Source organism: Rhizobium tibeticum (assembly GCF_900110205.1).
GTDB classification, from domain to species: domain Bacteria; phylum Pseudomonadota; class Alphaproteobacteria; order Rhizobiales; family Rhizobiaceae; genus Rhizobium; species Rhizobium tibeticum.
In genome coordinates, this window is the sequence record NZ_FOCV01000005.1 from 81,789 (window position 1) to 94,311 (window position 12,523).

Below are 12,523 nucleotides of genomic sequence, written 5' to 3' on the forward strand. Positions count from 1 at the left end.
GCTTGACGAGACATCGCCATTCAGGCCTCCTTGCGCGACGAAGTCATAGGAGGAGAGACAAACGATGAAGGCGGTGCGGCTCGAAGCGACGGGAAAGCTGGCCCTGCGCGAGGTAGAGCGTCCCGAGCCGGGTGTCGGCGAATTGCTTGTTCGCGTGGAGGCCTGCGGCATTTGCGGCACCGACCGCCATCTGTTCCTCGGAGAGTTTCCTTCCAAGCCACCCGTTACGCTTGGCCACGAGTTTGCCGGCATCATCGAAAAAATCGGCGAGGGTGTGAGCGGCTTTCGCAAAGGCATGCGCGTCACCGGCGATCCGAACATCGCCTGCGCTCGCTGCCCGCAATGCCAGCGCGGCCGCGTCAATCTGTGCCATAACCTGCAGGCGATCGGCATCCATCGCGACGGCGGTTTTGCCGAATATGTCTGCATTCCGCAGCAGCAGGCCTTCGAACTGCCTTTGGCACTGGATCCTCTCCACGGCGCCTTCTGCGAGCCTCTCGCCTGCTGCATCCACGGCGTCGACCTTGGCGAAATCCGGACCGGCGCCTCGGTCGTCGTCCTCGGCGGCGGCGTGATCGGCTTGCTCATCGTGCAGTTGGCCCGGCTGGCGGGAGCAACCAAGGTTGTCCTCGTCACCCGCAGCGAGGAGAAGCGGACGCTCGCCGAGAGCCTTGGCGCCACGGCGAGTGCGGATCCTTCGACAGGCGATATCGTGGCACGCTTGACTGCGCCAGACGGTTTGCTGCCCGGCGGCGCCGACGTCGTCATCGAATGCGCCGGTGTTGCCGAAACAATCGAGCAGGCGCCCCGCCTTGCACGGCGCGGCGGCACCGTCGTGATCCTCGGGGTCATGCCCCAGGGCATGAAGATTGCGGTCGAACCCTTCGACCTCCTCTTCCGCGAGATCAAGCTGGTGAACTCGTTTCTCAACCCGTTCACGCACCGGCGCGCGGCCGATCTCATCGCATCGGGGACCATCAAGGTCGCGCCGCTTGTCTCCCGCCGGATCGGCTTTCATGACGCGGTAGAAGCAATCTCCAGTCCCGCCCGCCGGGGTGAGATCCGAGCCCTTGTCGTACCGGGTGTCGTACCTGCTATCGACTAGGCTTCTGCCGTTCGGCCAATTCCTGTCGATTCCGCAATTTATGGGGTTCCGTTTACAAATACATTTGCCTATAAGCCGCTTCTAGCCTGAAAAGACCATCACATGCGCGACCCGGCCGGTGCCTCCCACCCTGGCCGGCTTTCTGCGCAGCTAGGAAACGGAAAAAGCCATGCCGAAGCGCCAAGATATCAAATCGATCCTCATCATCGGCGCGGGACCGATCGTCATTGGCCAGGCTTGCGAATTCGACTACTCCGGCACCCAGGCGTGCAAGGCGCTGAAGGAGGAAGGCTACCGCGTCATCCTCGTCAATTCCAACCCTGCAACGATCATGACCGACCCGGGTCTTGCCGACGCCACCTACGTCGAGCCGATCACGCCCGAAGTCGTCGCAAAGATCATCGCCAAGGAACGTCCGGACGCGCTGCTGCCGACCATGGGCGGTCAGACGGCACTCAACACCGCCCTCTCGCTGAAGCGCATGGGTGTTCTTGACCGTTACAATGTCGAGATGATCGGCGCGAAGCCCGCTGCAATCGATATGGCCGAAGACCGCGCCCTGTTTCGCGAGGCAATGGACCGCATCGGGCTCGAAACCCCGCGCTCAATGCTGGCAAACGCCACCGACATCAAGGATGCCGATCGCAAGACGCATGAAGCCGAGCGCAACAAGCTGAAGGAGAGCCTCTCCGGCTCCGACCTCGACAAGGCGCTCGACGAGCTCGAAAACCAGTGGAACCTCGGCGAGACCGACCGCAAGCAGCGCTACATCAGCCACGCCATGGCGATCGCTGCGCAGGCGATCGACGCCGTCGGTCTGCCTGCCATCATTCGCCCGTCCTTCACCATGGGCGGCACCGGCGGCGGCATTGCCTACAACCGCTCGGAATTCTTCGAGATCATCGGCGGCGGGCTGGATGCCTCGCCCACAACCGAAGTTCTGATCGAGGAATCGGTTCTCGGCTGGAAGGAATATGAAATGGAGGTCGTCCGCGACAAGGCGGACAACTGCATCATCATCTGCTCGATCGAGAACATCGACCCAATGGGCGTCCACACCGGCGACTCGATCACCGTCGCCCCGGCGCTGACGCTGACCGACAAAGAATATCAGATGATGCGCAACGCCTCGATCGCCGTCCTGCGCGAGATCGGCGTCGAGACCGGCGGCTCGAACGTTCAGTTCGCCGTCAACCCGAAGGACGGCCGCCTCGTCGTCATCGAGATGAACCCGCGTGTCTCGCGCTCCTCGGCCCTCGCCTCCAAGGCGACCGGCTTCCCAATCGCCAAGGTCGCTGCCAAGCTCGCGATCGGCTATACGCTGGACGAACTGGAAAACGACATCACCGGCGGCGCGACGCCGGCCTCCTTCGAGCCGTCGATCGACTACGTCGTCACCAAGATCCCGCGCTTTGCCTTCGAGAAGTTCCCGGGCGCCTCGCCGGTGCTCACCACCGCGATGAAGTCCGTTGGCGAGGTCATGGCGATCGGCCGCACCTTCGCGGAATCGCTACAGAAGGCGCTCCGCGGTCTCGAAACGGGATTGACTGGCCTCGACGAGATCGAAATTCCGGATGTCGAGGAAGGTGAATCCAGCCAGAACGCCATCCGCGCCGCCATTGGCACACCAACGCCGGATCGCCTGCGCATGGTCGCCCAGGCGCTGCGTCAGGGGATGAGCCCTCAAGAAGTTCACGAAGGCTGCAAGATCGACCCCTGGTTCATCGCCCAGTTCAAGGCGATCGTCGACATGGAAGCTCGCATCCGCGAGCACGGCCTGCCAGCTGACGCAACCAACCTGCGCGCTCTCAAGGCGATGGGTTTTTCCGACGCCCGCCTGGCAACGCTGTCCGGCAAGCGCCCGAAGGAAGTGGCCGAGCTGCGCAACAGCCTGAACGTGCGACCGGTCTTCAAGCGCATCGACACCTGCGCGGCCGAATTCGCCTCGCCGACGGCCTACATGTACTCGACCTACGAAACCCCGTTCGTCGGCCTTGCCCGCTCGGAAGCTGACGTTTCCAACCGCAAGAAGGTCGTCATCCTTGGCGGCGGTCCAAACCGTATCGGCCAGGGCATCGAATTCGACTATTGCTGCTGCCACGCCGCCTTCGCCTTGAGGGATGCCGGCTATGAAGCGATCATGATCAACTGCAACCCGGAAACGGTCTCGACTGACTACGATACCTCCGATCGCCTCTATTTCGAGCCGCTGACGGCCGAGGATGTCATCGAGATCCTGCGTGGAGAGCAGGAAAGGGGCGAAGTCGTTGGCGTCATCGTCCAGTTCGGCGGCCAGACCCCGTTGAAGCTTGCAGAAGCCCTCGAAAAGAACGGCATTCCGATCCTCGGTACGGCACCCGACATGATCGACCTCGCCGAAGACCGCGACCGCTTCCAGAAGCTGTTGATGAAGCTCGATCTCAACCAGCCGAACAACGGCATCGCCTACTCCGTCGAGCAGGCCCGCCTCGTCGCCACCGAAATCGGCTTCCCGCTGGTCGTGCGTCCGTCCTACGTTCTGGGCGGCCGCGCCATGCAGATCATCCACTCGGAATCGATGCTGCAGACCTACCTGCTCGACACGGTTCCGGAACTGGTGCCTGAGGACATCAAGCAGCGCTATCCGAACGACAAGACCGGCCAGATCAACACACTTCTCGGTAAGAACCCGCTGCTGTTCGACAGCTACCTCAGCAACGCCATCGAAGTCGACGTCGACTGCCTCTGCGACGGGACAGACGCTTATGTCGCCGGCATCATGGAGCATATTGAGGAAGCCGGCATTCACTCCGGCGACTCGGCCTGCTCGCTGCCGCCGCGCACGCTATCGAACGAGATGGTCGACGAGCTCGAGCGCCAGGCGAAGGCCATGGCCAAGGCGCTTAACGTCGTCGGCCTGATGAACGTGCAGTTCGCCATCAAGGACGGCACCGTCTACGTTCTCGAAGTAAACCCGCGCGCCTCGCGCACGGTACCCTTCGTCGCCAAGACCATCGGTGCGCCGATCGCCAAGATCGCGGCGCGCGCCATGGCTGGCGAAAAGCTCGATGCGACGTTTGCCGCCTACGGCGAAAAGCCCGATCCGCGCAACCTCAAGCACATTGCCGTCAAGGAGGCCGTATTCCCCTTCGCCCGCTTCCCCGGTGTCGATACCCTGCTCGGTCCGGAAATGCGCTCGACCGGCGAAGTCATTGGCCTCGATACCGATTTCGCGCTGGCCTTCGCCAAGTCGCAGCTCGGCGCCGGCGTCGAACTGCCGCGTGAAGGCACCGTCTTCGTTTCGGTCCGCGACGAGGACAAGCCGCGCGTTCTGCCGGCCATCCGCGTTCTCGTCGGCGAAGGCTTCAAGGTCCTGGCAACCGGCGGCACGCAACGCTTCCTGGCTGAAAACGGCATCGAGTCGACGAAAATCAACAAGGTCCTGGAAGGGCGTCCGCACATCGAAGATGCGATCCGCAATCGCCAGGTTCAGCTCGTGATCAACACGACCGACGGCAACAAGGCGATCTCCGACTCGAAATCGCTGCGCCGCGCAACGCTGATGCAGAAGGTCCCCTACTACACGACGATGGCCGGCGCCGAGGCAGCCGCCCAGGCGATCAAGGCGCTGCGCGCCGGCAACCTCGAAGTCCGTCCGCTGCAGAGCTATTTCTGAGCCAAACGACCTGAAGTTGCCGTCCGATCTCCTGGATGCTACCGTTGCGGCGGTACATCCGGAGTGGTTCATGGCAAAGAACCTCGTCATTCTGTTTGACGGCACGTCGAACGAGATTTCGGCAGACCGGACGAATGTCCTCAGACTATTCGGCACCCTGAAACGCTGCGATGAGCAGATCGTCTATTACGATCCGGGCATCGGCACGTTCGGCGCGCCCAATGCGTGGTCGAGACTGCTTCGCAAATCCTACGAGATTTTCGGGCTCGCGACCGGCTGGGGTCTCGATCAGAACGTCAAGGAAGCCTATCGCTTCCTGGTGGAGAACTACGATCGCGGTCCGTCCGATGCCGACGGGCGACATCCCGATCGCGACCGTATCTATATCTTCGGCTTCAGCCGCGGTGCCTATTCGGGGCGCGTCCTGGCAGGCTTCATCCATGCCTTTGGCTTGACAAGCCGGTATCATCTCAATCTGCTCGACTATGCCTATAGGACCTACAAGGGGATTCCCGCGCAGGAAGAGCAGCGCGGCGGCGCCCCGGAAGATGGTGGCGAGGATGCGCCGTCGGCCTTCGCTGCCATGCGTCTTTATGAGCGCACGCTCAGAAACGACCGTCCGCCGATCAAGCTTTTGGGCCTCTTCGACACAGTGGCGTCGGTGATCGAGGCCGGCAAATGGCATCCGCAATTCAAGACCCACCCTTTCACCCGCAAAAATCCGAGCGTCGAATGGGTGCGCCACGCCGTCGCGATCGATGAACGGCGGACGATGTTCCAGCCGGAGCTCTGGGAGCGGGATCAGGAATATTGGGGTCGCCCGTTCCGCCCAAAGATGCCGGTCAAGCAGAACTTCAAGGAAGTGTGGTTTGCCGGCGTGCACGGCGATATCGGCGGCGGCTATCCGGAAGCGCAGAGCGGAGCGGTCAAGATCCCCCTCGCCTGGATGATCAAGGAAACGAACCCCGCCGGGCTCCTCTATCGCACCCGCACCGTCAACGACATCGTGCTCGGAAAGAGCGGGAAATACGCGCCGTTGGACCCCATGGCTCCCCTCCACAGTTCCATGACCGCCGGCTGGAAAATCCTTGAATACATCCCCCGGCGCGTGCCGGAAAATTCCTGGCGCAAGCGCGGCAGTCGCAATGGCATTTATTTTCCCTTGAGCGACCGGCGCTTCATTGCGGACGATGCGCTGATCCATATTTCGGTCAAGGAGCGGAAGGATGCGCGTTCCTATGATCCACCGAACCTGCCCGCAAACCCACATTTCGTTCCCTAGCGGCTTGAATCATGTCCTGCTATCAAGCAGTCAAACCCTTGATCCGGCTCTTGCCATCGTTATGACGACGGCATGCACAGACGCATCGCGTCGTCGCAGTGAATACGAATTTTATGGAAATCGCCGGTGCCGATCTGCTATAAGCCGAGTAACTAGGATTGTTGCACGGTTCCGAAGTTCGCCTTCGGGACCTGTTTTCTTTTGTGTCTGCGGCTAAGCAGACGCAGGGAGTGAAGGACAGAGAAATGGTTGATAAGGTACCGATGACACAGGGTGGTTTCGTCAAGCTGCAGGAAGAGCTGCGCTGGCGTCAGCAGGAAGAGCGCCCGCGAATCATCGAAGCGATCGCAGAGGCGCGCGCCCATGGCGACCTTTCCGAAAACGCCGAATACCATGCCGCCAAGGAAGCGCAGAGCCACAACGAAGGCCGCATCAGCGAACTTGAAGACCTGACCGCACGCGCCGAAGTCATTGACCTGTCCAAGATGTCTGGCGACAAGATCAAGTTTGGCGCCAGGGTGAAGCTCGTCGACGAGGACACCGAAGAAGAGAAGACCTATCAGATCGTCGGCGACCAGGAAGCCGACGTTAAGGCCGGCCGTATCTCCATCTCCTCTCCGATCGCGCGTGCGCTGATCGGCAAGGAAGTCGGCGACTCCATCGAGGTCAATGCACCCGGCGGCGCCAAGGCGTACGAAGTTCTTTCCATTTCCTGGGGCTGATGAACCGGTGGAAGGTCGCGACCAACCGGCTATCATCAATGTCAGTGACGTCGAGATTATTGCGCCGAACTTCAAAAAACGGCTCTCAGGCGTCACCTCCACCATCATTCAGTTGATCCCGGTCCAGCGCGCACTCGGCGAGAAGATTGCGGCTCTGGGACCGGGTCTTCCGGCATCTTTGCCGCACATTCGCTTTCGCGACCTGCCGAAGCTTTGGCGCGCCCCCCGCAGCCGGCCGTTCCGCATATGGCACGCCCGCCGCAACATCGAGATGCTTGCGGCCATCGTGATGCGCGATGTCCTGCGCATGCCCTTGAAGATCGTCTTCACCTCGGCCTCTCAGCGGCGCCATACCGGCTGGACGAAATGGCTGATCTCGAAAATGGACGCGGTGATCGCAACCAGCGGCAAGACGGCCGATTATCTGGAGGTGCCGAACACCGTCGTTCTGCATGGAATAGACACGACCCGTTTTTCCCCGAGCGACGACAAGGCCGGAGCCAGGCGGGGCCTTGGTCTCGACGCGACGAAGAAAATCGCCGGCTGCTTCGGCCGCGTTCGCCGTCAGAAGGGAACGGACCTTTTCGTCGACAGCATGATCGCCCTGTTGCCGACCCGACCAGACTGGATGGCTATTGTTGCCGGACGTGCAACCACGCAGCACGTCGAGTTCGAGAAGGAACTGAAGGCGCGCGTCGCTGCCGCCGGCTTGGCCGATCGCATTCTCTTCGTCGGCGAACACACCAATATCAATGACTGGTATCGGATGCTCGACCTCTTCGTCGCTCCGCAACGCTGGGAAGGTTTTGGTCTGACGCCGCTCGAAGCCATGGCAACGGCTGTCCCGGTGGTCGCCACTGACGTCGGTGCGTTTCCGGAACTGCTGTTAACCGGCGCCAACGAAACAGGCGTCATTGTCCCGCGCGATAATGAGGACGCAATGGCTCAAGCTGCGGGCCTGTTCATGGACGACGACAGCCGCCGGCAACGGGCATCGGCCCGTGCGCGGGTCCATGCGATGAACGCCTTCAGCATCGAAGGGGAAGCCCAGAAAATCGGTGCCGTCTATCGATCGCTTTGAGCGACGCGTCAAGGTTTGCGGGTGAAGAGCTCGAGGTAGGCGTTGGCAATCACGTCTTCAGAGAACTGCTTGATCAGCGTGTCGCGTCCGCCTGCCGCAAGCTTTGCGGCCAGAACAGGGTCGTTGATCACCCGTTCGATGGCGTGCGAAAAACCATCGCTATCTCCGATTTCGGCCAGAAGCCCATTGTCGCCATCCCGCATGAACCACGAAGGTCCTTCGGAACGGCTGGAAACGACGGGCTTGCCCTGCGCCCAAGCCTCCAGAATGACATTGCCAAGCGGTTCGTGGTTTGACGGCATGACAAAGATATCGGCAGCCGCCACGAAAGGTCGCGTATCCTTCTGCCAGCCGAGAAATCGCACGCGGTCCGTCACGCCGAGATCCGCCGCTGTCTTCTTGACGTTGTCCAGTTCCTCGCCTTCTCCGGCGAGCCACAAATAGACGCCCGGAAGCTTCGCGACCGCTTCCGTCAGCAGCGCAAATTCCTTGCGTGGCACGAAACGGCCCATCGACATCACAACAGGCGCATCAGCTGGTGTGCCGAATGCAGCACGGTCGATCGGGGCAACCTGTTTTGCACTCGTGAAGTTCGAAATCACCTCGACGCCTCGCGTCCATCCTAGCTCGCGCACGTGCTCGGCGATGCCGGGCGTGTTGCAGACAAGAATGTCGGAGTTCTTGAAGTATCTGAGATTGGTCGGGTAATCCCCAAGCCGGGAGATCTTGATGCAACCTCTGTAGTTCGGCATCAACTCGCTCGCGCGAGGTGCCCAGGCCATGATTGCATCCGGCCGGACCCATCGCGCATTGAGAGCAACTCTCAGCGGCAGCAAAAACCGATCCAGGGAGAGATTGCGGAAGTTGCTTTCGGAGATCCTGACCGAGGCCGGCATATCCTTGCGCCAGATCCGACCGGGTCGGATGATGGCGCTCTGCTCGACATTGCGCCGAGCCAGGGCATTGACGAGGTGAACGAAGAACCGCTCGGCCCCCCCATCCTTGCCAAAGTGGAAGTGCATCACCCTCACGGTTCACTTTTCCCGGTTTCAAACAAGCGGATGTAGGCTTGCGTGATGGCCTCCTCGGAAAACCGGTTCGTGAGCGTGTCTTGGCCACCTCCGATCAAGGCAGCACGCAAGGCCGGCTCATCGCGAAGGCGCGCAATTGCATTCGCCAGCCCCTCGACGTCGCCGCAATCGACCATCAACGCATCCTTGCCATCGGTCATCACCCAGCTCGGTCCCTCGGCACGAGAGGAGATGGTGGGTTTTTTCGCCCCCCAGCCCTCGAGGCAGACATTGCCAAGTGGCTCGTGAAGCGACGTAACGGTGAAGACATCGGCGGAGGCGAGATAGGCATAGGCATTGGTCTGCCACCCGGCAAACCGCACGCGGTCGCGCAGGCCGAGCTCTTCGGTGAGTTTTTCAAGGTTCTCGCGTTCCGGCCCATCGCCCAGCAGCCACAGATATGCATCCCGGGTTCTCGCAATCGCCTTGATCAGCACGTCAAACCCCTTCCGCCTTACGAAGCGGCCCATGCCGATCACAACGAACGCGTCTGCGGGCGTCTGTAGCGCCTCCCTGGCGATTGGCTCGCTCGGGACCGAACGCGTGAAATTGGCGATCACCTCGACACCCCGCGTCCAGCCGAGTTCCCGCACACGCTTGGCGATATCAGGCGTGATACAGACGAGCGTTTCAGAATTGCGGTAGTAGTCGAGGTGTTCGGGATAGTCTCCGAGCCGCGAAATGCGCCTGGCGTTATCGTATCGCGGCATGAAGCGGCTCGCGCGCAATTGCCAGGACATGATCACGTCGGGCTGAAAATCGTTCAATATGCCGCGCATGCGCGCCGACAAGACAAACCGGGAGATCGAAATACGCCGGAACGTACCCTCATAGACCTCACCGCATTTTTCTATGTCCTTGCGCCAGCTGCGGTCGGGGCGAATGAGCGCACGCTGCTCGATACCGCGGTCGTGGAGGGCATTGACCAAGTTGACAAAGAAGCGCTCTGCTCCGCCCTCCTTGCCGAAATGAATATGCATCACTTTCATTGCGATCGGACCTCAGTGCCTTCCTGCGTCGTCAAAGCTCGGGTGCCGCTCTGCGACCTGCCGTTGGTACAGCTTCGCCTGGGTGAGAAAGGCGTACACAGCGCCGGTCATTGCCTCGATAAAGCCCGACGGCCCGCAGCGCCATAGCCCGTTGTGGAAATACAGACGCAGGAAATAGAGCGGCGGGCTGAAAATCAGTCTGGCGAACGTTGTCCCCTCGCCCAAGGCAAAGTGCTGATCGGCTTTGAGCGTCGAGTACTTGTTCTCTTTCAGGATTTGCTCATCGATGATCAGGGGCCGATAATGAAGGAGACTGCCGGACTTCGCATCCCCGACACGCCCGGTCGGCACGATACCTTCGTGAACGGTCTGCGTGAGATCATACGCACCTCTGCCTTTGCGGATGAGCCGCAGGTTCTTTCGCTCGTGCACGTGCACGGGCGTGTAGCCGTAACCGATCAGATAGGGGCGACGCGCCACGCGCCACCCGACAATATCGTCGGCAGCGGCAACCAGCTCCGGCAAGAGTTTCCGCAGCGGCGCATCGAGCCGCTCATCGGCGTCAATATTCAAGCGCCAGGGCTGGGTACACTGATCGAGCGCGAATTGCTTCTGCCCCGCATAACCGCGCCACGTCTCGTGAAACAGCCGGATTGGCCAGCCCTTGTCGATATAGGATTGCAGCAGAGCGACCGTACCGTCCGTCGAACCGGAGTCGACCACCACGATTTCCGCACATTTATCGAGACTTTCGATGCAATTGCCGAGATACGTCTCTTCGTTCTGACAAATGATGAACGCGGAAATGGGCAATTTGGTCATAGAATAATCTTCGCATCTTCATCCGCAGCGGACGGCCCAGCAAAACGCCTCTAATAAGGCATAAGCCGTTCCATTCATAGAGCTTCGCTTCCAGCTCTTTGCCGCTCAGACTTCGACCAGGCCGGCGCGCTTGACCTGTCGGATCGTCAGCATCGTGCGCACCGTATCCACGTGCTCGTTGGCCGTCAGCACCTCGATCACGAAGTCCTGGAACCGCGTCAGGTTCTCGGCAACGCAATGCAGCAGGAAATCGCTGTCGCCGGACACCATCCAGGCCTGTCGCACCAGCGGCCATTGCGCCGTTGCGGCGGCAAAGGCCTTGAGGTTGGCCTCCGACTGATGCTTCAGACCAACCATGCAAAAGGCGACCAGATCGAAGCCCAGCTTCGGGCTGTTCAGCATCGCGTGATAGCCCTCGATGACGCCGGTCTCTTCGAGCTTACGCACGCGGCGAAGGCATGGCGGCGCCGAAATCCCGACGCGGTCGGCCAGCTCGACATTGGTCATGCGGCCGTCGGCCTGTAGCTCACGCAGTATCTTTATATCGATGGCATCGAGTTCGGCGCGCAGCACAATCCTGCCCTTCCTTTAATTCATGATCGCCAGCTTCTATATAAAGCGACGGAATTCGCAAGAAAGTTTCACCTCGGCGATGGATTGTTGCACGCCGCGCCGAGAAAGCCTTGTTGGTAACGCAAGGCTGCCCTTGAATAAAAGCACTGGACGTTCATAAATGGCGGATGGATCGCGAAACGGCCTCATTCGCCTCTTAGCCGCCGCCCTCCCGACAGTCGAAAAGGAAATACCCATGTCCGCCCGCCATACCAAGGTGCTCATTATCGGCTCCGGCCCTGCCGGCTACACGGCTGCCGTCTATGCAGCCCGTGCAATGCTGAAGCCCGTGCTGATTGCCGGGATGGAGCAAGGCGGACAGCTGATGATTACGACTGACGTGGAGAATTATCCCGGTTTTGCCGATCCTATCCAAGGACCGTGGCTGATGGACCAGATGCTGCAGCAGGCAAAACATGTCGGCGCAGAGATCGTCAACGACATCGTCACCGAAGTCGAGATGAACCAGCGCCCGTTCGTGGCGCGCACGGATAGCGGCCAGGTCTGGACTGCTGATACGCTGATCATCGCAACCGGTGCCAAAGCGAAGTGGCTGGGTATCGAAAGCGAGCAGCATTTCCAGGGCTTCGGCGTCTCGGCCTGCGCGACCTGCGACGGCTTCTTCTACCGCAACAAGGATGTCATCGTCGTCGGCGGTGGCAACAGCGCCGTCGAGGAAGCGCTCTACCTCTCCAACATCGCAAAGTCGGTGACGGTCGTGCACCGCCGCGACATCTTCCGTTCGGAAAAGATCCTGCAGGAACGACTTTTCTCGAAGGAAAACATCAAAGTGCTTTGGAACACCGAAGTGGCCGAAATTACCGGCACGCCGGCCAAGCCGCCGATGCCGCCGTCCGTTACGGGCGCCCGCCTGCGTGACACACGCACCGGTGCGATTACCGAGGTTGCCGTCGACGGCGTCTTCGTTGCGATCGGCCACGCGCCGGCCACCGAGCTTTTCAAGGGCAAGCTGAAGCTGAAGGACAATGGCTACCTCTGGACCGCGCCTGACTCGACGGCAACCAGCCTCGAAGGCGTTTATGCCGCCGGTGACGTGACCGACGACATCTTCCGCCAGGCGATTACCGCCGCCGGTCTGGGATGCATGGCAGCTCTCGAAGCCGAACGATATCTGACGGGCCATATGCCTGTCGCCGTTGCCGCGGAGTAGGATCGGCTATGAGG

At 60.8% G+C, this 12,523-nt stretch carries 10 protein-coding genes; 6 read left to right on the plus strand and 4 right to left on the minus strand.

The window, feature by feature from the left end:
* The first annotated feature begins 64 nt into the window (after positions 1–64).
* From BSG20_RS07325 to BSG20_RS07345, 5 genes are all read left to right on the plus strand, one after another.
* Positions 65–1,105 (plus strand): zinc-dependent alcohol dehydrogenase family protein, encoded by a 1,041-nt coding sequence (locus tag BSG20_RS07325; protein WP_072372886.1) that lies wholly within the window; start codon positions 65–67, stop codon positions 1,103–1,105.
* Positions 1,106–1,274: 169 nt separating this feature from the next.
* Entirely contained in the window at positions 1,275–4,760 is a 3,486-nt protein-coding gene (gene carB, locus BSG20_RS07330; protein ID WP_072372889.1) for a carbamoyl-phosphate synthase large subunit, read from the plus strand.
* A 70-nt stretch (positions 4,761–4,830) separates the two neighbouring features.
* The gene (locus BSG20_RS07335; RefSeq protein ID WP_072372892.1) at positions 4,831–6,042 is read left to right on the plus strand and encodes a T6SS phospholipase effector Tle1-like catalytic domain-containing protein; all 1,212 of its coding nucleotides are present in this window, start codon (positions 4,831–4,833) and stop codon (positions 6,040–6,042) included.
* 245 nt (positions 6,043–6,287) lie between these two features.
* Positions 6,288–6,764 (plus strand): transcription elongation factor GreA, encoded by a 477-nt coding sequence (greA, locus tag BSG20_RS07340; protein ID WP_072372895.1) that lies wholly within the window; start codon positions 6,288–6,290, stop codon positions 6,762–6,764.
* Positions 6,765–6,795: 31 nt separating this feature from the next.
* A complete protein-coding gene (locus BSG20_RS07345; RefSeq protein WP_072373361.1) occupies positions 6,796–7,845 on the plus strand; it encodes a glycosyltransferase family 4 protein in 1,050 nt (349 codons plus the stop codon).
* A gap of 8 nt (positions 7,846–7,853) precedes the next feature.
* Here BSG20_RS07345 and BSG20_RS07350 read toward each other — a convergent pair whose 3' ends face one another.
* From BSG20_RS07350 to BSG20_RS07365, 4 genes are all read right to left on the minus strand, one after another.
* Positions 7,854–8,876: a glycosyltransferase gene (locus BSG20_RS07350; protein ID WP_072372898.1), complete on the minus strand. Its 1,023-nt coding sequence runs from the start codon at positions 8,874–8,876 to the stop codon at positions 7,854–7,856.
* Positions 8,873–9,904: a glycosyltransferase gene (locus tag BSG20_RS07355; protein WP_072372901.1), complete on the minus strand. Its 1,032-nt coding sequence runs from the start codon at positions 9,902–9,904 to the stop codon at positions 8,873–8,875. The genes BSG20_RS07350 and BSG20_RS07355 overlap by 4 nt, the downstream gene beginning before the upstream one ends.
* Positions 9,905–9,916: 12 nt before the next feature.
* Positions 9,917–10,726: a glycosyltransferase family 2 protein gene (locus BSG20_RS07360; RefSeq protein WP_072372904.1), complete on the minus strand. Its 810-nt coding sequence runs from the start codon at positions 10,724–10,726 to the stop codon at positions 9,917–9,919.
* 105 nt (positions 10,727–10,831) lie between these two features.
* Positions 10,832–11,299: an Lrp/AsnC family transcriptional regulator gene (locus BSG20_RS07365; RefSeq protein ID WP_037118089.1), complete on the minus strand. Its 468-nt coding sequence runs from the start codon at positions 11,297–11,299 to the stop codon at positions 10,832–10,834.
* A 235-nt stretch (positions 11,300–11,534) separates the two neighbouring features.
* Between BSG20_RS07365 and trxB the strand changes: the two genes are divergently transcribed.
* Complete coding sequence (gene trxB, locus BSG20_RS07370; RefSeq protein WP_072372907.1) at positions 11,535–12,509, plus strand: thioredoxin-disulfide reductase; 975 nt, start codon at positions 11,535–11,537, stop codon at positions 12,507–12,509.
* The last annotated feature ends 14 nt before the right edge of the window (positions 12,510–12,523 follow it).

What these genes read in the sequence shown, in the direction of transcription:
- BSG20_RS07360 (WP_072372904.1), bottom strand. Translation starts at nt 10,726, where the DNA reads ATGACCAAATTGCCCATTTCCGCGTTCATCATTTGTCAGAACGAAGAG.
- trxB (WP_072372907.1), top strand. Translation starts at nt 11,535, where the DNA reads ATGTCCGCCCGCCATACCAAGGTGCTCATTATCGGCTCCGGCCCTGCC.
- BSG20_RS07325 (WP_072372886.1), top strand. Translation starts at nt 65, where the DNA reads ATGAAGGCGGTGCGGCTCGAAGCGACGGGAAAGCTGGCCCTGCGCGAG.
- carB (WP_072372889.1), top strand. Translation starts at nt 1,275, where the DNA reads ATGCCGAAGCGCCAAGATATCAAATCGATCCTCATCATCGGCGCGGGA.
- BSG20_RS07335 (WP_072372892.1), top strand. Translation starts at nt 4,831, where the DNA reads ATGGCAAAGAACCTCGTCATTCTGTTTGACGGCACGTCGAACGAGATT.
- BSG20_RS07355 (WP_072372901.1), bottom strand. Translation starts at nt 9,904, where the DNA reads ATGAAAGTGATGCATATTCATTTCGGCAAGGAGGGCGGAGCAGAGCGC.
- greA (WP_072372895.1), top strand. Translation starts at nt 6,288, where the DNA reads ATGGTTGATAAGGTACCGATGACACAGGGTGGTTTCGTCAAGCTGCAG.